Raw genomic sequence first — 20,891 nt, 5'->3', positions numbered from 1 at the left:
AACCCGCCAGCACGTTTCATTCGTCGGTCTGGCCGCGCATCTCCTCGGTCTTCCGCAGCGCCTTCAGTGCCAGCTCGCGGCGCCGGGTGTGCGGAGGGAGCGCGGCGGTCAGGAGCCTGCGGTTGGCCTGGGAGAGGCCGCCGGGAAGCTTCAGGCTCGTCAGCCGGCGCCGCTTGAAATAGCGCAGCATCGGGCCTTCGGCCTGCGCGGCGAGGTAGGCGTCCGCGCCGTTCCGCAGCTCGGGGCGGCTGCCCGCCTGCATGCAGTACGCGACGGCGGTCAGCAGCGGAGCCAGCTCCTCGTCGACCCGCGCCAGGTCGATCACCGGCGTGCTGAGCTTGCCGTCGGTGTCGAGGTGGGGAAGCAGCGTGTCGGTGATGACGAGGGGCACGCGGTTGCTGTTCTGGTACGGGGTCAGCTGATCGAGCATCATGCGCGTTCCGGTGCACGCGGCCGTGGCCCCGAAGTAGCGCAGCGCGGTCATCTGGGCGGTCGAGAAGCAGCCGACGACGAGCTCGGGTTTCACCGTGGCGCACCACACCTCGGCGGGCACGGGATCGTCGGCCACCACGAGCCGGACGCCGAGCTTCTCCGCCTCCTCGGCGAGCCGTCCGGACAATGACGACTGGCTGGTCGGATGTGGCTTGAACAGCACGGTCGTGTGGCCGCGCGCCGCGCAACCCCGCAACATCCTCAGGTGCAGGTCCTCTTCGGCCGACTCGGAGAGCAGGTCGAGGGACGCCAGGTACTGCCCGACGATGAGCGCGCAGCCCTCCAGGCCCGCGCCGTGCCGGGCGAGCACGGGCGCGATCTCCGTGGTGACCTCGGCCAGCACCGCCAGGAACGCCTCGTCCGCGACGATCTCGGACGGCACTCCGTACTCTTCGAGCAGGCGCGGCTTCAGGCCCGGCACCAGGTCCAGATGCAGCAGCCGGTCGACGCGCGGGCCGACGCCGGGCAGCGACGTCCGGGTCGGCCCGTACGCCATCAGCCCGTCGGAGTACACCGTCACCGGCGCGTCATGGAAGATCATCGCCAGTGCCCGGCCGGGACTCACCGCGATCGACTCGGTCACGAGTCGCACCGGCTCGTCGCCCAGCCCCCACCGGTCGCGCAGCAGCCGCTCGAACACCGGCAGGTCCTCCGCGCGCGGCGTCCAGCCGAACGGATGCAGCGGCTCGAGCAGGTCGTTCCACGACAGCACCTCGTGGAAGCGGCCCGCGACCGCCGCGAACCCCGGCGCCTCGTGCAGCGGCGTGGCGAGCTGCGGGATGGCCGCGTTGTTGGTGGTCAGCAGCACCCGCCGCCCGCCCGCGAAGAGCCCGGCGTCGATCGCGGCCGCGACCGTCATCGCGCCGTACATCGTGCCCGCGACGAAGATCTGGGTCACAGGATCACGTCCGTTCCGAGCTGCTGGGTGAACAACCGCGTGCGCTCGCCGCCGAGGCCGGGCAGGACCTCCGCGAGCACCTCGGGCGGCATGCCCTTGATGGTGGTCCGGGCGCGGGCGCGCAGCTGCCGGCGCAGGACCGGCGTCAGCCGCTCCCGCTCTGACAGATGGTGCGCGATGACGGCCAGATACGTCCGCACGGCCTTGCGGACGAAGGGCACCCTGTCCGGATCGTCGGCGAGCTCGGCCAGGACCATGTCGAACGAGTCGAAGAAGTGCAGCTGCCGGGCGTCGCCCACCTGCGTGAGCGACCCGGCCACCTCGCGCCGGTAGTGCACGCCCGCCAGCGAGACCACCGCGTACGAACCCGCCAGCCGGTGCAGCCGCCAGATCCACGGCCGGTCCTCGGCGGTCAGCAGCGGCTCGTCGAAGGCCAGCATGCCCGCGTCGGCCAGCTCCCGGCGGAAGACCCCGGCCCACGCGTACGGGTAGTCGACCATCGTCTTGTCGTGCGCGGGCAGGATCGCCTCCCGCGGCTTCAGCACGACGCCCCGCCTCGGCGCGGGGGCCCGCTCCACCACCCGGCGCCGCCCGAAGACCTGGATGTGGTCGACGCGGACGAAGTCGCACCCCAGCCCGTCGATCGCCTCGACGAGGTCGGCGAAATAGCCCGGCACGACCCAGTCGTCCCCGTCCAGGTAGCTGATGTACCGGCCGGTCGAGACGGCGAGCCCCGCGTTGCGGGCGCCGCTCAGCCCCTTGGCCTGGTCGTGGCGCACCACCGTCAGCCGCGGGACGCGCTCCGCCGCCGCCGCGAGGATCTCCGGGGTCCGGTCGGTCGAACCGTCGTCCACGACGATGTACTCGAAGTCGTCCCGGGCGTTCGCGGCCAGGCCGCGCAGCATGTCGCCGGCATAGCCCTGGACGTTCCGGGCCGGCACGATGACCGACAGCGTGGTCATCGGATGTTCTCCTTGCTCATGAGGCCGTTTCGTTGGTCGGGGTCGTCGGTCGGGGTCATCTGGATCGAAGCAGGCGTGTGGTGATGCGGCCACGCCTTCGCATGACCAGTTCTGGCGGCGCCGCCGCGGGCTCCTCCGCCGGAGGCGGCGCCCCGCCGGGCAGCCCGAGCTCCGCAAGACGCTCCCGCCGGAAGTAAGGCGAGCCGACGTGGCGCTCCAAATAAGCGACGGCGGAAGCACGCAGATCCGGCCGACTGCCAGGCCGCAAGCAGTAACCCACGGCTGTCACCAGATCCCCGAGTTCCCCTTGCGCCAAACCGCTGGTCCGCGCCTGCGCCGAGCGGACGCCTTCGGGAGAGAGCTGGGGGAACAGGTGTGTCGCGATGACGGCGGGGATCTGGTGCTCGTCCTTGGCGTGGGAGGGAAACGTTTCCACGTGGGCGGCGGGGGTGTCGAGGTGGCGCCAGGCCGAGAGGAGGGCGGAGACGTCGGAGCCTACGAGGAGGTTCGGTGCCAGGGTCGCGCACAGGACCTCGGCCGGTGCTCGCGGGGTGGCCGTCAGCAGGCGTACGCCGAGGGTCTCGGCTTCGCCGGACATGCGGGCCGCCAGGCTCGACCAGGTCGGTGCTCGCGGGGACGGCGCGTACACGACGGTCGTGTGGCCGCTCGCGGCGACGCCTCGGAGCGTGGTGACGTCCAGTGTGTCCGCGCGGTCGGCGGCGCCGATGATCAGGACGGTGCCGATCAGGGGCCGATCCAGCTCGGCGGCGGCCTCGGTCAGGAGCGTCCGGTAGGCGTCGGGCGGGACGGCCTCGGCGGGGGTGCCGTACTCGGCGAGGAGGTGGGGTGCCAGGCCGGGCACCAGGTCCAGGTGGAGCAGGCGCTCGATCCGGCTGCCCATTCCGGTGGGGAGGGCGGCCGGGGTCGGCGCGTACACCTCGGGTGAGCCGGTGCAGACGGTGACCGGGCCCGAACGGAAGATCGTGGCGAGCGCCCTGCCCGGCGCGGACGTCGCGGAGCCGAGGACCAGTTCGACGGGCTCGTCGCCGAGGTCCCATTCGCGGCGGAGCATGCGCTCGAACATCGGGCGGTCCTCGCTGCGCGGCGTCCAGCCGCCGGGGTGCGCCGGGGCGATGGTCTCATTCCACGAGACGATGTCGTCGAAGCGTCGGGCGGCCGAGGCGAAGCCGGGGTCGTCGCGGATCGACGGCGCCAATTCGGGGATGGCCGTCTCGTCGCTCACCAGCAGGACGCGGCGGGCCGAGCCGAGCATGCCCGCGTCGATCGCCGCCGCCATGGCCAGCGCGGCCGGCACGGACGCGCACGTGAAGAGCCGGACGGTCATGAGACCCCCAGCAGGTCGGCGAAGAGGCGGGCCCGCTCGCCGCCCATCCCCGGCAGCGTCTCGGCCAGGGTCTCCTCGGGCAGGGCCCGCAGAGCCGTCCGGCCTCTGTCGTAGAGCCGTTCCCTGAGCTCGGGGGACAGCCTGTCCCGCCGCTTCAGGTGGAACGCGATGATGGCGCAGTACGTGCGAGCCGCCTTGCGCAGGAAGCTCTCGTGGTCGGGGTCGTCCGCCAGTCCGGCGATCACCTGGTCGAACGCGTCGAAGAAGTGCAGCTGGCGTTCGTCGCCGATCTGGCGCAGCGAGCCCGGCCGCTGGCGGTAGTGGAGCCCGGCGAGCGGGACGACCGCGTACGAGGCCGCCTCCCGGTGCAGCCGCCAGACCCAGGGACGGTCCTCGGCGGTGTGCAGGCGTTCGTCCATGGCGAGCAGGTCGCCGAGCTCGCGCCGGTAGACGCCCGCCCAGATCGCCGGGTAGTCGACCATGGAGTTCTCGTGCACGGGGAGGATCCCGTCCCGCGGGTCGAGGACCACCCCGCGCCGGCCCATCGGGGCCGGCTCGGGGATCCGCCTCGTCCCGGTCACCTGGACGTGGTCGACGCGGACGAAGTCGCACCCCAGGCCCTCGATCGCCGCCACGAGCTCGGCGTAGTAGCCCGGCATCACGTAGTCGTCGGCGTCCAGGTAGGTGACGTACCGCCCCGACGACAGGGCGAGCCCCTGGTTGCGCGCCGCCGCGACGCCAGCGGGCCGGTCGTTGCGGACGACCGTGAGGCCGTCGACCCGCGCCTCCTGGAGGATCTCCGGGGTACGGTCCGCCGAGCCGTCGTCGATCACGATGAACTCGACGCCGGCGCGGGCGTTGGCGGCCAGCCCGCGGAGCAGGTCGTCCAGATGGGGGGCGACGTCGCGGGCCGGGATGACGACCGAGAGCTCTGGGGTCACTCGATTCCTCAGGCGGTGGTCCGGCGCAGGCGTGCCCGCGGCTCCACCTCGCCGGGGAACACCCGCTTGTCGCCGTCGCCGAGGGCCTCGCCGATGATGCGGATGTCGCGGACGAGGTGCTCCAGGCCGGTCGGCTCCAGGGAGGCGGCGTGGTCGGAGCCCCACATGGTGCGGTCCAGGGTGATGTGGCGCTCGACCATGACCGCGCCCATCGTGACGGCGGCGAGCGAGATCTGCAGCCCGCGCTCGTGGCCGGAGTAGCCGACCGGGACGCCGTACCGCTCCTGGAGGGTGGCGATCGTCCGGAGGTTGGCCTCGGCGGGCGGCAGCGGGTAGGTCGAGGTGGAGTGCAGGATGATCAGTCCCTCGGTGCCGAGGATCTCCACCGCGGCGTCGATCTCGTCGAGCGTCGACATGCCGGTGGACAGGATGATCGGCTTGCCGGTGGCGGCCAGCGCGCGCAGCAGCTCGTGGTCGGTGACCGAGGCCGAGGCGACCTTGTGCGTGACGACGTCGAGCTCCTCCAGGAACTCGACCGACGGCACGTCCCACGGCGAGGCGAACCAGTCGATGCCGCGGTCGGCGGCGTACTTGGCGATCTGCTGGTACTCGTCGATGCCGAACTCGACCCGCTCCTTGTACTCCATGTAGGTCATCTCGCCCCACGGAGTCTGGCGGAGCTTGCCGCGCTGCTCGACGGGCACGCAGATCTCCGGCGTGCGCTTCTGGAACTTGACCGCCTGGCAGCCGGCGTCGGCCGCGATGTTGATCAGGCGCCGGGCGATGTCCACGTCGCCGTTGTGGTTGATGCCGATCTCACCGATGACGTAGACGGGCTGCCCGTCGCCGATCTCGCTGCCGCCGATCCGCACGGTGCGGGGGCGGGTGTCCACTGCCGAGCTCATATCTCGCCGTCCTTGGATTCCTGTTCGGTCCGCGCCGCGGTCCCGCGTGCTTGCAGGACGCGATCGCAGAGCTCGCGGACCGCCCCGGCGCCGCCGGGACGGGTGAGGGTGATGCGCGCCGCCGCCAGCACCTCGGGAGAGGAGCCGGGGACGGCGATCGGCCAGCCGACGAGTGCCAGGCAGCCGAGATCATTGACGTCGTTGCCGACGTAGGCGACCCGCCGGGGGTCGTGGCCCTCGTCGGCCATCCATTTGCGCAGCGCCGCGGCCTTGTCCTCCAGGCCGTGCAGCACCGGCACCTTCAGCTTGCGGGCCCGCGCCGCGACCACCGGGTTGACCTCGGTCGACAGGATCAGCAGCGGGACGCCCGCGCGGCGCAGCAGCGAGACCCCCATGCCGTCGGAACGGCTGACGGCCACGCTCTCGGTTCCGTCCTGGTCCACCCAGGCCCGGTCGTCGGTGTGCACGCCGTCGAAGTCCGTCACCACCGCGTCCACGTCCAGCGGTTCGGGCGGCTCGGCGAGCGGCACCATGGCGCGGGCGAGCGCCAGGTCCGTCTCGGTGTCGACCTCGATGGCGTGTTCGGGCCGGACGGGCTGGGCGGCGATGTGGCCGAAGAAGCGGTGCTTCAGGACGCGCAGCTCCGCGGTGCGCATCACGTAGAACGCGCCGGTCTCGCGGTAGTGGACGGGCCGGTCCTGGCGTCGCGGACGTTGCGCGGCGTCGTGGCCGACCGCTGCGACCCCCCGGTCGTCGACCTCGCGCCACTGGAACTCGTGGGACTCCATCGCCGCGAAGACGCTGTCGGCCGCGCCGTCCAGCACGCGTCCCACGGCGGCGTCGAGGTCGGCGGGGTCGATGAACGGGCTGGTGCACTGCACCATGACCGTCACCTCCGGGCTCTCCTCGATCTGGTCCAGTGTGTGCAGGAGCGCCGACTCGGAGGTGGCGGTGTCGCCGCTGAGGTCGCCGGGACGGTCCACCACGCGGGCGCCGGCGCCGCGCGCCTCGGCGGCGATCTCGGCGTCGTCGGTGCTGACCACGACCGCGTCGATCAGCGGCGCGGCGAGCGCCGCCTGGACGGCACGGGTGACGAGGCTGCGGCCGCCGACGCGGGCGAGGTTCTTGCGGGGAACGCCCTTCGAGCCGCCGCGCGCGGGGACGATACAGACGACACGCACGTGTTTCCTCAGGTGGTAAGGGGTGGAGGGAGCCTTCGGCCCCGGAGTCCCAGACGTTAGGCACGCAGTTCTGCGGTTCTGTGACCCGTACATGAACGGGCGCTGTCGTCCTGCCTAAGGCTTGCTGCCCTGGTGCGCGGTCCGCGGCGCGCTCCGAGGCGCGGGCGAAGACGGCTGAGCCGGTGCGAAAAGCCAGTTCAGCCGGGGTTCGACGAGGAAGCGGGTGGCCCGGACGACCGGCGGCGTGCAGAGGACGGTGGCCAGCACGGAGCCGGCGATCGCCACCAGGGCGACGCCGGGCGGTGTGTGCAGCCATTCCAGCTCGTACCAGCCGAAATAGATCATCAACGTGCGGACGGCGAAGTCGTGCAGCAGGTACGCGTACAGCGTGGTGGCGCCCAGCGCGGTGAACCACAGCCGTCTCGCCGGGACCACCGCCAGGAAGGCGAACGTGAGGGCCATCGAGAGCCCGAACATGCCCGTCCGGACGAGGGTGCCCATGACGTTGCTGACGTCGAGCGCCTCATGCCCGCTGTCCCAGAACACCCACTGGTGCGGCAGTTTCCGGCCCACCGTGCTGATGAAGAGCAGCCCGAGCAGCAAGGTGGCGGTGCCGAGCACCTTCGCCCGCGGCGTCCGGAGCGCCTGGAAGTGCTCAGGGCGGAGCAGCGTGCCCAGCACGTAGAACGGCAGCAGGCCGAACATGCGATGCAGGCTCAGCTCCTTGGGCATCTCGGTCATGTACGACAGGAGCGAGATGCCCAGCGCGATGGCGAACGGCCAGCGGAGCTGCTTCCAGACGGGCGTGGTCAGCCGCCACAGGAAGACCGCCATCAGGAACCACATGACGTACGTCGGCCGCAGCAGGCTGAACTCCAGCGGCTTGCTCGTCGTGAGCCAGAAGTACAGCGAGAAGAGGATCTCGAAGAACACGTAGGGCACGACGAGTTGCAGGGTGAGCTTGCGCACCCGGCTGCCCGCCAGCGTGAATCCGCGCGAGAGGTAGCCGGTGAGCAGGATGAACACCGGCATGTGGAACATGTAGATGAAGACGTAGACCGCCCGCGCGGCGGGCACGTCCCGCAGCCCGCCGATGGCGTGGCCCGCCACCACGAGCGTGATCGCCACGAACTTGGCGTTGTCGAAGAAGGGGTCCCGCGCCCGCCCGCCGGGGGGCGCCGCCGCACGCTCGCTCACATCGGTGGGTCAGGCGCGGCCGTAGGAGTCTTCGAGGCGTTCGATGTCGTCCTCGTCGAACTCGCCGAAGGCGATCTCCAGCACGCGCACGGCCGGGCCCGACGAGCCCATCCGGTGCGTGTCCCCGGCCTTGATCAGTACCCGCTCGCCGACCTCGGGCTCGATGCGCTGCCCGGCCACCTCGAAGACGGCGCCGCGGTCGAGCGCCACCCACAGCTCGTCGCGGTGGCGGTGCCGCTGCAGGCTGAGCCGCTGTCCCGGCGCCACGTGGATGATCTTCACGGTGGACGGCTCGTTCAGGGTGAACCGCTCGAAGCGGCCCCAGGGCCGCTCGTCGGTGATGATCGCCAGAAGGGGTGCGAGTCCGGTCGCTTGGTCGGTCATCCCGGAGATGGTGGACGGCCCCGGCGAACTGCGGTCGTACGCGAGGGGACGTCAGGGTTTCGCTGGAGGAACGTTGTTCGCGACGAGGCAGTCGAGACCGCCGACCCTGTGCCGCCCGCCGTAGCCCGCGGCGGCGATGAGCCGCAGCGCCACCCGGTCACCGCGGTACGCGCAGGCCACGGTGACCTTCACCCGACGAAGTGCCTCGCGTACCGGCCCGGCGGCCGGTTTGGGGTCCTTGGACGACCGGACGAGCTGTGTGAGCAGCCTGCGGTCTTCGGTGAACGAACGGGGCGCACCGAGGATCGTCAGGTGATGGCCGTTGGGACTGACCGCGTTGACCCCGATGGCGAACATCGGGACCGTCCGCATATAGCGCTGCGGCATCAGGACCACGGTGCCGCCGCGTGCCTTCGCCTCGTTCACGACCGCCCGCGACGTCCGCAGTTCCTTGGGAACGGCCTTCCACGAGGGGCGGTCTTCCACCAGCGTCCCGGCGCCGCGCGCGGAGAGCGGCAGCCCGCCCACCACGAGCGCACCGCAGATCACGATCGGGGGCGCCAGGGCGAGCCACCGGCGCGCCCCCGGCCTTCCGTGCGCGAGCGCCCCGGGCAGCGCGACGGTGGCGAGCAGGCCGACCAGCACGGGCGCGGGGACGACCCACATCGTCCGCCACATCACCGGTCCGGCGCCGGTCGCGGAGCCCAGGAACTCCAGCAGCCCGTTGACGAACAGCACGGCCGCGACGGCCGCGACGCCACCGGCGATGAGGGCGGGGACGCCCGGACGGGCCAGCCAAGGCCCCAGCCAGAGCGCACACCCGCCGATCACGCCGAGAACCCCGGCGAGCAGCACCACCGTGTAGCTGGCGGCCGCGCCGTCGGCATGCCCTTCGACCATCGCGCCGCCGCTGTGGGTGAGCGTGACGAGGGCCCCCGCGCCGACCGGGTACGCCAGGGCCGCCGCGGCCGCCAGCCCGGCCCGGGCCCGGCCGGTGACGATCAGCGGCCCCGCCACCGCCGCGACCACGAGCGGGACGAGGAGCGCCGCCGTGGACGACAGCCCGGTCGCCGCGACCCCCGCCGCGGCGGCCAGCCCGAGCGCGGCCGGCGAGCGCCGTTCCGCCCATCGGGTCAGGTAGACGTACAACAGCGGGATCACCACCGACACGAACATCGCCTTGCCCTGCCACATGCGCAGCAGGTGGAACGCCCCGAGCGAGCCCCTGCTCTCGCCGGACCAGATCAGGTAGACGACGGCGACCGCGAAGCAGGCGAGCGGGCGGCGCGGCGCCCATTCCCGGACGAGCCGCCACAGCGCCCAGACGGCGAGGAAGACTGCCGCCGGGAGCGCGACGTACCAGAGGAAGGAGGCGGCGGGCACGCCCAGCACCCTGGCGAGCGCCCCGACCAGGACCTCGATCGAGGAGACCGGCGGCTCGCCCGCGATCGGCGGGATCTCGCCCTGCGTGAAGACGACGTCGTGAAGGGCGACCCGGTCGTGAGCGGCCGTCCACACCGAACGGGATACGAAGAACGCGTCGTCGCCATCGGTGTTGATGAGAAAGAGCGAACCGACCGCGAGCCCCAGGGCCGTCAGCGCAGGCACCACAGCCGTCCCGTGCGCGGGCTCGTCCGACCCGTCCGGAACGACCACGACACCCCGGGCGCCGACGAAGACGACGGCGGTGGCCGCGACGCTCAGCAGCCCGGCCGTCCAGACCGGCCACCACGGCACGCCGGACGTGTGGAGCCCCGCCGCCGCTCCCGCGACCACACCGAGGGCGATGGCGGCGAACGCCCAGTAGCCGGGTGGCGGCCGGTGCAGGGAGGTGTCCGGCGCCCGTTTCGCCGGTCCCGGCACCAGCCGCCACGCATAGAGACCGCCCATGATCGCGAGTACCACCAGCCAGCAGGCCACGAGCACCCACGCGGGCGGGTCGAACAGCAGTCCCAGGTGGTAAACGGCCGTCCACACCGCGAACGCCACGACCGCCGCATCCGAGAGCCGGTCGAGCAAACGGTTGATCAAGACTTGACTCCATCGCGAAGCCGCGCGCCCAGCAGGCAGGCGGCCACGGCGCACGACGACACGAGCGCCAGCTCGACCCGGTGCAGGGCGGACACGGGGATCAGGCAGGCGAGCGCGAAGACGGCCAGCGCGGCGGCCCAGCCGAGGGCGTTGTCGCGGTGCCGTTCGAGCGCGACCACGCCCGACTGGAAGACCTGGGCGATCATGTAGAAACCGGTGGCGGCGGCCAGGACCACGATGTCGAGGCGGCCGAGCGCGAACTCCGCGCCGAACGCCAGCCGCAGCACCTGGGGCCCGAGCGCGGCGGCGCCGAGCACGCCCGCCGCCGCGACCGCGCCCGTGGCGGCCAGCACCCGGCGCGACTCCTGCCGGAAGCGTGCCCGGTCGCCGGTGGCCAGCGCCCGCGCCAGCCCGGGGATCAGCACGGCCTGGACGGCCTGGAACAGGAACAGCGGCACCCGGGCGATCACGAACGCCGCGAGGAACTGCCCGGCGGCGTCGCTGTCCGGCGCCAGCAGCGCCATGGCGACCATGGCCGCGTTCGCGACGCCCTGGGCGCTCACGGTGGCGACGAGGAGCCAGCCGAGGTTCGCGGAGATCTCCGTCCACGGCGCCGGCGGCCCCGGGCGCAGCGCTTCCCGCGTCCCGGGAACGGTCACCAGGACCGATGCCAGCGGGGCCAGGGCCAGCAACCAGGCGTACGGCGCGACCGAGTGCACGCCGATCGCGAAGAGGATTCCGCAGCCGATGATCCGGACCCCGCCCTCGACGCCGAGCTGGGCCGAATACCAGCCGAACCGCCCCGAACCCGAGAACACCCCGCGCGTGACGTACTGCCCGGCCATCGCGGCCACCGCGACCGACAGCGCGAGGAAGAGCGCCCACCGGTCGTCGAACAGCCGGTCCACCAGCACAGGGGAAAGGATCGCCCCGGCGGCCAGCAGGACGGCGAGCGTCACGGCGGCGGCCTGGGCGGTGCGCACCACCACGGGCGCGCCGCCCTCGCCAAGCTCGGTGCGTCCCGCGATGGCCCGTCCCAGCTCCTGCTCGAACGGCAGGAACGCGCCGATCCCGAACGTGTAGACCAGCGTCCACAACGTGGAGACCGAGGCGAACTCGCGCGGGCCGGCCGCCCGGGCCGACAGCACCAGATAGACGGTGGCGGACGCCCCGAGCAGGACGAGCCCGGCCCCGACGGTCACGGTCCCGGCGGCGACCGACGTCCGTGTCCGCGCCGTCATGGGCCGTCGGGAGGCCCGGTCCGCCGGGCGGACCCTTCGATCTGCTCGATGCGCAGGCGTTGCAGGCCGAGCTCTTCGGCGAGCGTGCGGACCTTGTCCTCCAGCCGGCTCACCTCGGAGCTGAGCTGCACGTTCATCGCGAGCAGCAGCAGGCTGGCGCCGAAGAACAGCAGGTTCGCCGGGACCTGGACCCCGGTGAGGTCGGCGGCCCACGTGAGGATCCCGGGGAACGCCGCGATGAGCACGATGAAGACGGCGAGGACGACCCAGGTGATCGCGTATTTCTCGCGGAGCCGCCGCCGGCGCAACATCTCGAAGATCACGAAGAGGGCGATCGCGGCGCCGATCAGCCCCAGATGGTAGGCCTTCATACGGCGGGCGACCCCGGCGTCCAGCGGCGCACCAGCGCCAGCCCGAGCGCCACGACCGCGCGGAACAGGTAGATCGTCGCGCGCAGCGAGGACTGGCTGGCCCGCCCGGAGGCCCGCGGCCGCATCGCGACCGGCACCTGCCGCACCCGGTATCCGGACCGCACGGCGATCACCGTCGACTCGACCGTGTCGCCCAGGTACTCGGCGGGGTAATGCTCGGCGAACAGCTGGATGGCGCGCGGCCCTGCGGCCCGGAAGCCGCTCGTGGTGTCGGTGAGCCGCGTGCCGGCCAGCCGCGACAGCACGCCCGCGAGCAGGCTCATCGCCCAGCGGCGCGGTCCGCGCCCGGCCGAGTACTCGCCCTCGCCGGCGAAGCGCGCGCCGATGACCAGGTCCGCGGTGGCCAGTTCGGCCACGAGCCGCGGGATGTACGCGGCGTCGTGCTGCCCGTCGGCGTCCACCTGGACCACCGCGGTGTAGCCGTGGCGCAGCGCGTGCCGGTAACCGGCCCGCATGGCGCCCCCGACCCCGAGGTTGAACGGCAGCCGGACGACGGGCACCCCGAGCGCGGTGGCCTGCGCCGCCGTGCCGTCGGACGACCCGTCGTCGATGACGAGGACGTCGGCGTCGGGACAGGCGGCGGCCAGTTCTTTGAGGACGCCGGCGATGGCGGATTCCTCGTTCAGCGCCGGTACGACGACGAGCGTCGTCGCGAGCCGTCGGACGCCCGGTGTCTGGCGTTCAGACATCGCAATCAAGGCGGCTCCCCCGTGTATGTGAGCGCCGGGTCCATTCCGGGTCCGGCGCGAATCTCGCACTAATGACGCCGCGAGCACCCCGAAAGGTTGCCTGAAATTTCCTCCTATTTTGATCTTGCGGTGATAGGCCGATCTCGTCCACACTTCCGGCCAGAGGTCTCACGTTCGCGGGCGCCGTCGCCCGCCCGTCTCGGGGGAGAGCGACGCGCGTGGGGAGACGTGGGGGCGGCCGTGGTGCCGCCTTGATCATCTTTGTGACGGTCACGGCGGGTCTCGTGCTGGCCTTCGCCGGCCTCTCGTTCACCGGCACGGGCGGCCCCACGCCGCGCGTGACCGTGCCCGCCCGTCCCGCCGCCGCCGTCCCCGACGCGGTCGGCCAGGCGGACCGGTATCTGCAGGTCGTCGCGCACGAGGACGACGACCTGCTCTTCATGAACCCCGACATCCAGGACGTCGTCACGGCCGGGCACGAGACGGTGACGGTCTTCCTGACCGCCGGCGAGGGCCGTGCCAAGACCTACGACCCGCAGCGGTACTCCGAGAGCAGGGAACGCGGGATCCGGACGGCGTACGCCAGGATGGCCGGCGTTCCCGACCGCTGGAACCGCAACTCCATGACGGCGGGCCCGCTCACCGTCCAGGTCGACACGCTCGCGGCGCGGCCGACCGTGCGGCTGGTCTGGTTCCGGCTGCCGGACGGCGCCGACGGCCGCCCCGGCACGGTGGGCAAGCAGGCGATGACGCGGCTCCAGAAGGATCTGACCGGCACCTTCTGCGCTCCGACCGTCGTGCCTCCGGGCTCGCCCTTCGCCCGCTGCGTGAGCCGCGCCGATCTGCTGGCCGCGCTCCAGTCGCTCGTCACGACGTTCCGGTCGACGGTGGTCCGGTACCAGGACACCCAGCCGGACGGGCACGACCACAAGGACCACATCGCCGCCGCGCGCCTCACGGCCGAGGCGGTGCGCGGCGTGGGCGATCCCCGGCTGATCGAGATCGGCTACATCGACTATCCGATCCTGCGGCTTCCGGCGAACCTGGGCCCAGGCCAGCGCGGCCGCAAGAAGACCGTCTTCGAGGGATACCGCCACCACGACCGGCTGATCACCAAGCGGAAGCTCCGCAAGTACTGGGCGTGGACGCAGCGGATGTACCGCCGGTGGCCCGGCGGCGGCGTGCAGCTCGCCCGCGGCCCGGACGGCCTGCTGCGCGCGTTCGCGGTCGAGCAGGGCGGGCTGTACGTGTGGACGCAGCGGACGGCCGAGCGGTGGAGCGGGCCCCTCCGGATCGATCCGGGTTTCCCGCTCAACCCCTCGATCTCGGTCGGCGTCGGCGGCGACCGCTGGCTGGTCGCGGCGCGCCGGAACGACGACACCCACGGGATCGTGCTGTTCCAGGCGGACAAGGCGAACGCGTGGCAGGTGACCCGGCTTGGCGCGCCCGGCCGCAAGGGTGATCACAAGCTCACGGGCGCTCCGGCGGTCACCGCGACCGCGGACGGCAGGGTGATGGTGCTGGTCCGCACGGGCAGAGGCACCCTGGCGATGCGGACGCAGGACAAGCCGCAGGGCGGGTTCGGCCGCTGGCGCGACCTGGGCGGCCAGAACCTCCGCGACGGGCTCGCCGTGACGCCCGCCGGACGGTCACCGGTCCAGGTGTTCGCCGCGTCCGACGACGACTCGCAGGGCCCGCCGTGGCTCAAGCAGGCAGGTCCGGGCACGGTGGTGCGCTGGCGCGAGGACGCCACCGGCAGGCTGGTCCGGGGCGAGGACATCGGCTACACCGCGCCCGCCGGGCCGCTCCGGCTCGCCGCCGGTCCGGGCGGGGTCCCGCAGCTGGTGCGCCGCGACCCGGCGTCCGGCGAGTACCTGCTTCAGACCGAGCAGCCCGACGGCACCTTCTCGGCGCCGCAGCGCGTGGGCGGTGCCGCCGGAATTGAGGCACCGGCCCTGGTGGCCACCGGTGCCGGAGCCATGATCTGCGCGCGTGGCAGCCTGCCCGCCGGAACGAGCTGCGCCGTGGCGGACGACGGCCCGCCAATGGGCAGGGGAGGCCGGTCGGCAGCCATACCCCAGAGGCAGGCGTTCGGCCGCTGGACGTCCCTGGGCGGCCCGATCGTCGGCCCCCCGTCCCTCGCCCTCGATTCGACCGGCCGGGCCGTGGTCGCCACGCTCGGCCACCACGGCCGCCTCCTGATCAACCGGCAGCAGGCCCCCGGCGCCCCCGCCTTCGGCGGCTGGCGCGAGATCGCCGAGACCCCCTGATCAGAGCTCGAAGATCTGGTCCACCACACGGGCCGCGGCCTTGCCGTCGTCGAGCGGGCAGAACCGCTGGACGAACGCGTCGTACTCGCTCGCGTAGTCCTTGCTCACGGTCGCGGCGTCGCGGATCGCCTCGATGAGCGCGTCCGAGGTCTCCAGCAGCGGCCCCGGCGCCTCCTTCTCGAAGTCGAAGTAGAAGCCGCGCAGCCGGTCCCGGTAGTCGGCCAGGTCGTAGGTGAAGAACAGCAACGGCCGCCGGGTGTTGGCGAAGTCGAACATCACCGAGGAGTAGTCGGTGATCATCATGTCGGAGATCAGGTAGAGCTCGGCGATGTCGGGATAGAGCGAGACGTCGAAGACGAAGCCGTTGCCGTCGTCGGGGACGCCGTCCACCACGTTGCTGTGCAGGCGGACGAGCAGCACGTGGTCGTCGCCCAGCGCCGCCCGCGCGCGGTCCAGGTCGAGCCGCAGGTCGAACTTGTAGCGGCCCCGGCTGTAGTACTGGTCGTCCCGCCAGGTCGGCGCGTACAGCACGACCTTCTTGCCGTCCGGCACGCCGAGCTTGGCGCGCACCGACGCGGCGATCCGGTCGGCCTCCGGGTGGTAGAGCACGTCGTTGCGCGGGTACCCGGCCTCGATGATCTCGCCCTTGAACGCGAACGCCCGGCGGAAGATCTCGGTGCTGAACGGGTTGGGCGACAGCAGGTGCGTCCACTCCGGCAGGTTGGGCGTCGCCGGGACGTCGGCCGACTTGGCCTGCGTCTGCGCCTGGAGGGCCTTCTTCATGCCCGGCGCGTAGGCGAAGTGCACCTCCTTGAGGTCCCGGCCGATCTTCTTCAGCGGGGTGCCGTGCCACGCCTGCAGCACCACCTGGTCGGGGTGCCGCTGGAACCAGTCGCCGAGGCGGTGGTTGGTGATGATGTAGCGGGACGAGGCCATCGCCTCGTGCCACTCCTGCCCGTTCAGCCGGACGGGCCGGAGCGTGTCCGGCAGCTCCACCTGGCCGTCGTTGACGACCCACAGCTGCTCCATGTCCACGCCGCGCCGCACGAGCTCCTCGTGGATCGCGCGCGGGCTGTCGGAGTACTGGCGGCCGTTGAAGCAGGAGAACAGCACGGTGTCGCGCAGGCCGTCCTTGGCGACGCGCTTGCGCGCCTCCGCGCGCATGGTGGCGGCGCTGCTCTTCTCGTCCTGGCCCAGGTCCGAGGTCACGTGGACGACGAGGCCGGTGCCCTGGTGCTCCAGCGCGTAGCCGCGCCGCGCGACCTCGACCGGCCCGGCCGGTCCGGCCGCGACCTCGGGGGTCGTCCGCACGGCCAGCGGCCGGCCGCCGGCGGGCCGGAAGAGCACGTCCCAGCGGCCCTGGCGCAGCGGCAGCACACCGGCGACGCTCGGCACCGCAGCGACCGGTACTTCGCAGGTCAGCGTGCCGTCCTCGGCCGCCGTGACCGCGAACGGGTAGTCCTTGCGGCGGCCACGGCTGCGAATGACGATGTCTCCGCCGTCAAAGGCAGCGGCGGAGCCGCTCCGGGGGGTGTGGGGGGTCGTCCCCCCTCGGGCAATACTGACGGCGTGGCTGCCGGCGAGGACGAGCGTGCCGTCGTCACGCCAGCTCGCGGCGGTGACGAGCAGCCGTGCCGTGCGCAGTTGCAGCCGCAGGTAGCCCGCGGCGCCGCGCCCGGCGAAGACCTCCTGCGTGCCGATGAGCCGTTCGAGGTCGGCGACGCCTTCGGCCAGGACCAGCGGACGGCCGTCCAGCAGCACCGCCCAGTCGCGGGTGTCGTCGATGGCCTGCGGGTCGGTGTCGCCGGAGCCCGACGGCAGCGGTACGACCGCCGTGAAACGGCCGTCGCCGGTGGTGGTCACGGCGGTCCGGACGATGTCGTCGCCCAAGGTGAGAGACAGCTCGCTGGGAGCCTCACCCGTGGCGACGCCTTCCAGTTCCAGCGCGTCCTCGGCCCAGCGGAGCGCGGTGGCCCTGGCGGTGACGGTCTCCACGGCGACGCGCAGCGTCCCGTCGACGACCTGCGGGACGATCCGGACGTCGTCGGTGACGTAGTGGTACGGCGGACGGGCGCCGCTGCCGCTCGTCCCGCCGCGCAGGCGGGCCGAACGCAGCACCCCGGAGTTGAAGACCGTCGCCTCCACGTCCCAGACGCCGTCGGACCAGGCACCGCGCCGCCGCAGCTTCTTCGGGTCGAGCGTGAACTCGAACCCCGTCCACGCGCCGGACTTCTTGCCGGGCTTGTGGGTCTGGCGGGCGAGCAGCGGGATCCGCCGGCGTCCCGACCGCAGCGTGACGCCCTTGATCGCGGCCCAGCGCCGGCGCGAGCTCACCGAGTTGATGTACGCCTCACCGGTGACGACGAGCCTGCCGTCGCGCCACGAGACCGAGTGCACCCTGCCGCGCAGCCCCACCTCGGTGCGCGCGCGGTACATCTCCTGCGGCACGTCGATCGCCTCGTCCTTCCAGTACGGATGGACGACGTAGCGGTGCATGCCCTCGCGGACGATGGAGGGGTTGGGCTTGCCGCGCCCGTACCGGACCACCTTGACGAGCTCGGTCCGCTTCTTCTGGGCGGCCAGGTGCCACTTCAGCCGGGTGATCGCGGGCACCTCGGCGAGCGCCTTGGGATCCAGCCACTCGCCGTGCGCCGCCGCCTGCGCGACGATCTGGTCGCGTTCCTCGTCGGTGGTGTCCGGCAGGCCGTCGAGGAAGGCGCGCAGCTCGCGGTCGAGCACGGCGGCCAGGAACCGGCGCCGCTCCTTGGGCTTCCACCGGCCGTCGAGCCGGGCCAGCACGGCCTCGACGGCGGCGAAGCCGTCGGCCGCGTCCTGCGGCACCGCGCTCGGCGCGGGCGCCACGTCGGCGAACCGCCGCACCACGATCTGGGGGACGACGTCGACCGCGTCGGCCAGGAAGTGCGCGGGCACCGCGACCGCGAGATCGTCGTCGCGGTTGACGTCCGGGAACTCCAGGCCGTGCCGCTCCCAGAACGAGGCGCGGAACAGCTTGTTGGTGACGTACCGGTCCCGGAGCAGCTCCTCGTGCCGCCGGATGTGCGTACCGGCCAGGCCCTTGGCGAACGCCTCGCTGTGGAAGGAGGAGGGGAGCGTCCCTCCTTCGCGCCGGACGCCGACGTTGCCCGCCGCGAAGTCCGACTTGCCCGCGGACAGGGCGGCGTGGAGGAGTTCGAGGGCGTTCTCCGGCAGGACGTCACCGTCCTCCGCGAAGGCCAGGAACTCACCGGTGGCCGCACGCACGCCGATGTTGCGCGCCGCGCCCCGCCCAGGAGCGCCCTCTCGAATCAGCCGGAACCGTTCGTCAGGGAGCGTCGCGTCCGCCCCCGCCCCCGTGCCGCCGTCCACCACCAGCACTTCGAGCGTGCCGTACGACTGCGCGGCGAGCGAGGCCAGCGTCTCGGCCAGGTCGGCGCCGGAACGGCGCGCGAGGACGACGACACTGATGAGGTTGGGCACCAAGGGAACTCCTAGGCGGGGGCAGGCGAGGGGACGGGACGGCGGGGAGGAACTACGGGCGGGGCGGGTTCGGAACGTTCTCACCGAGGAATACCCGGCGGACCGCCCGTTCGGATGCCCGGCCGTCCTCCCAGGGGCAGAACCGGTCCCGGAACGCCGCCCGCGACCGGGCGGCGGCGTCGCCCCACGGCGTGCCGGCGCGGAAGCCCTTCAGCAGGTCCTCTTCCGTCCGGGCCACGACGCCGGGCGGGAACTCCATCAGGTCGAAGTTGACGCCCCGGGTGAGCCGGTAGGTCTCCCAGTCCGCGGCGAAGATCACGATTGGCCGGTCGGGCAGCACCGCGTAGTCGAACATGATCGACGAATAGTCGGTGAGCAGCGCGTCGGACGCGATGCACAGCTCCTCGACCGAGCGGTGCGCGGAGACGTCGATGACGCGCTCCCGGTCCCAGAGCTCGGCCTCCGGCTTGTAGAAGTAGTGCGCGCGGAGCAGCAGCACGTACTCGTCGCCGAGCTCCTGGGCGAACCGCCGGATGTCGAACGTCGGCGCGAAGTCCCGCCGGTAGTCGCGGTGCGTGGGGGTGTAGAGGACGGCCTTCTTGCCCGCCGGGATCCCGAGCTCGGCGCGCAGCCGGTCGCGCTCCCCGGCGGTCGCGCGGACCAGCCGGTCGTTGCGCGGGTAGCCGATCTCCAGCATCTCGTAGTCGCAGGGGAAGCTGCGCTCCCACACCTCGGTCGTCAGCGGGTTGGCCGACAGGTGGTAGTCCCACCGGTCGGCCCGCCTGATCAGCGCCTCGAAGTCCATCGTCCCGCCGCCGGCGGGGTACTGTAGCTGGTCGAGGCCCATCTTCTTGAGCGGCGTGCCGTGCTCGGTCATCACGTGGACCTGGCCGCGCCGCTTCACCAGGGCGTTGGGGAAGTTGACGTTGTTCACGAAGTACTTCGCGCGCGCCATCGTGCGCCAGTACTCCTTCGAGCCCAGCACGACGTACTTCACGCCCTTGGGCATGTCCGCGACGTTCTCGGGCTTGACCACCCAGACGCCCTTGACGTGCGGCGCGAGCTCCCTGGCCTTCTCGTAGATGGCGGCGGGGTTGCAGGCGTAACCGCGGAACCAGTACGCCCCGTACACCGCGAGCTTGTCGTCGATCGGGCGCCGCAACTGCGACCGGTAGAAGAACTGCATGCCCCGGCGCTTGGAATTGTTGGCGACGGCCTTGAGCTTGCGCTTGACCTTGCCGGCGCGCGCCCGCGTCCGCACCTTGGCGTGCAGCCGCTCGAAGCCCTTGAAGTCGTTCTTGGCGATCAGCGCGTACTTCTTGGCGAGCAGCGCGTCGTCGGGCATGACGTGATCGGCCGGCCGGTAGCGGCGGTAGATCTCCGCCATGCCGGCGAAGAAGCGGGCCCGGTCGGCCTCGGGCAGCCGGTCGTCCGCCTCCATGATCACCAGCAGGTGCCAGATCGTCCGGTCGAACATCCGGGCGCGGAACTGGTCGGCCTCGGGCCCCATCCGGTCCATGAACGCGAAGACCCGGTCGTACTGGGGGAACGCGTCGAAGTGCTTCTGGCTGCGCGTCTTGGTGATCGCGCCGCGCCGCCGCTGCCGGTAGATGTAGCAGACCTGGTCGAGCAGGGAGATCCGCTCGGCGGCCAGCAGGATCGGATAGGTGACGTTGTAGTCCTCGTAGTACCCGCGGCTGAACCGCAGCCCGAGCTCCAGCAGGTACTCCCGGCGGATGGCCCGGTTCCAGGCGGTCATCATGAGCCGCAGGACGCTCGGCCGCTCCGCGCAGGTGAACACGTCCGGCGCCGGCGGCACCCGGAACAGGTCGTTGATCACGCTGCGCTTGACCTTGCCGTGCCAGTACTCGCGCGCGTAGTCGAAGAGCAGCACGTCCGGCCGCGTCTGGGCCAGCCGGTCGACGATCGCGTGCACCGCCCCCTCGGTGGCGTAGTCGTCGCTGTCGAAGAACCAGACGTAGTCGCCCGTCGCCATGTCCAGGCCGATGTTGCGCGCCTCGCCGAGCCCCACGTTCTCGGCCAGGTGGCGTACCCGCACCCGCGGGTCGCGGGCGGCGATCTCGTCGAGGATCTCCCCGCAGCGGTCCGGCGAGGCGTCGTTCACCGCGATGACCTCCAGGTTCGGGAGATCGCAGGCGAGGATCGACTCCAGGCATTGCCGGATATAACCCTGGACGCGGTGTGTGGGGACGATGACGCTCAGCGACGGCGGCGTGGCGCTGGTGACCTGCCAGTCGGCGGCGGGCGCGGGGCTCGGGTTCTCTGCCATGGCTCCGGGAACGGGTTCGGGGCTGGGGGGAGGGGGGTGGGGCTGCACGGCGGCCTGGGTGGGGTCGCCGTAAGGACCGACTGTAACGGCACATATGGGGTGATGGTGGCCATCTGGCGGATGGTCGTGCTTTACCTGTTGTTCCCACCTTGACGGG

General features: G+C 72.1%; 15 protein-coding genes. 1 reads left to right on the top strand and 14 read right to left on the bottom strand.

The features are described 5' to 3' along the window. Positions 1-16: 16 nt before the first annotated feature. The 12 genes from ACGFNU_RS25130 to ACGFNU_RS25075 form a co-directional block, all read right to left on the bottom strand. The gene (locus ACGFNU_RS25130) at positions 17-1,390 is read right to left on the bottom strand and encodes an alpha-2,8-polysialyltransferase family protein (protein ID WP_392597282.1); all 1,374 of its coding nucleotides are present in this window, start codon (positions 1,388-1,390) and stop codon (positions 17-19) included. Then, on the bottom strand, positions 1,387-2,352 hold the full coding sequence (locus ACGFNU_RS25125) for a glycosyltransferase family 2 protein (protein WP_392597280.1): 966 nt from the start codon (positions 2,350-2,352) through the stop codon (positions 1,387-1,389). Before ACGFNU_RS25125 ends, ACGFNU_RS25130 begins: the two co-directional genes overlap by 4 nt. Before the next feature lie 55 nt (positions 2,353-2,407). Then, positions 2,408-3,697: a hypothetical protein gene (locus ACGFNU_RS25120; protein WP_392597278.1), complete on the bottom strand. Its 1,290-nt coding sequence runs from the start codon at positions 3,695-3,697 to the stop codon at positions 2,408-2,410. After that, on the bottom strand, positions 3,694-4,638 hold the full coding sequence (locus ACGFNU_RS25115) for a glycosyltransferase family 2 protein (protein WP_392597276.1): 945 nt from the start codon (positions 4,636-4,638) through the stop codon (positions 3,694-3,696). The genes ACGFNU_RS25120 and ACGFNU_RS25115 overlap by 4 nt, the downstream gene beginning before the upstream one ends. A gap of 8 nt (positions 4,639-4,646) precedes the next feature. Continuing rightward, the gene (locus ACGFNU_RS25110) at positions 4,647-5,543 is read right to left on the bottom strand and encodes an N-acetylneuraminate synthase family protein (protein WP_392597275.1); all 897 of its coding nucleotides are present in this window, start codon (positions 5,541-5,543) and stop codon (positions 4,647-4,649) included. Next, positions 5,540-6,724, bottom strand: coding sequence for a cytidylyltransferase domain-containing protein (locus ACGFNU_RS25105; RefSeq protein WP_392597274.1), 1,185 nt, complete (start codon positions 6,722-6,724; stop codon positions 5,540-5,542). The genes ACGFNU_RS25110 and ACGFNU_RS25105 overlap by 4 nt, the downstream gene beginning before the upstream one ends. 114 nt (positions 6,725-6,838) lie before the next feature. Then, the gene (locus tag ACGFNU_RS25100) at positions 6,839-7,921 is read right to left on the bottom strand and encodes an acyltransferase family protein (protein WP_392597272.1); all 1,083 of its coding nucleotides are present in this window, start codon (positions 7,919-7,921) and stop codon (positions 6,839-6,841) included. A 9-nt stretch (positions 7,922-7,930) separates the two neighbouring features. Further along, positions 7,931-8,305, bottom strand: a complete 375-nt coding sequence (locus tag ACGFNU_RS25095) for a phosphomannose isomerase type II C-terminal cupin domain (protein ID WP_392597271.1) — start codon at positions 8,303-8,305, stop codon at positions 7,931-7,933. Positions 8,306-8,356: 51 nt separating this feature from the next. Then, a complete protein-coding gene (locus ACGFNU_RS25090; RefSeq protein ID WP_392597270.1) occupies positions 8,357-10,336 on the bottom strand; it encodes a DUF6077 domain-containing protein in 1,980 nt (659 codons plus the stop codon). After that, positions 10,333-11,577 (bottom strand): lipopolysaccharide biosynthesis protein, encoded by a 1,245-nt coding sequence (locus ACGFNU_RS25085; RefSeq protein ID WP_392597268.1) that lies wholly within the window; start codon positions 11,575-11,577, stop codon positions 10,333-10,335. The genes ACGFNU_RS25090 and ACGFNU_RS25085 overlap by 4 nt, the downstream gene beginning before the upstream one ends. Continuing rightward, positions 11,574-11,948, bottom strand: a complete 375-nt coding sequence (locus ACGFNU_RS25080; RefSeq protein WP_392597267.1) for a DUF2304 domain-containing protein — start codon at positions 11,946-11,948, stop codon at positions 11,574-11,576. Before ACGFNU_RS25080 ends, ACGFNU_RS25085 begins: the two co-directional genes overlap by 4 nt. Further along, positions 11,945-12,697 (bottom strand): glycosyltransferase family 2 protein, encoded by a 753-nt coding sequence (locus ACGFNU_RS25075; protein WP_392597265.1) that lies wholly within the window; start codon positions 12,695-12,697, stop codon positions 11,945-11,947. The genes ACGFNU_RS25080 and ACGFNU_RS25075 overlap by 4 nt, the downstream gene beginning before the upstream one ends. A gap of 251 nt (positions 12,698-12,948) precedes the next feature. Between ACGFNU_RS25075 and ACGFNU_RS25070 the strand changes: the two genes are divergently transcribed. Further along, entirely contained in the window at positions 12,949-14,967 is a 2,019-nt protein-coding gene (locus tag ACGFNU_RS25070; RefSeq protein WP_392597264.1) for a PIG-L family deacetylase, read from the top strand. Here the strand turns inward: ACGFNU_RS25070 and ACGFNU_RS25065 are convergent, their stop codons facing one another. Continuing rightward, positions 14,968-18,444, bottom strand: coding sequence for a CDP-glycerol glycerophosphotransferase family protein (locus ACGFNU_RS25065; protein ID WP_392597262.1), 3,477 nt, complete (start codon positions 18,442-18,444; stop codon positions 14,968-14,970). Between the two features lie 52 nt (positions 18,445-18,496). Beyond that, entirely contained in the window at positions 18,497-20,734 is a 2,238-nt protein-coding gene (locus ACGFNU_RS25060; protein WP_392597260.1) for a CDP-glycerol glycerophosphotransferase family protein, read from the bottom strand. Between the last annotated feature and the right edge of the window lie 157 nt (positions 20,735-20,891).

The organism is Spirillospora sp. NPDC048911 (genome assembly GCF_043198015.1).
In the GTDB taxonomy this organism is placed as follows: domain Bacteria; phylum Actinomycetota; class Actinomycetes; order Streptosporangiales; family Streptosporangiaceae; genus Spirillospora.
Note: the sequence above shows the minus strand (reverse complement) of the source record. Positions and strands in the feature narration are given on the sequence as shown.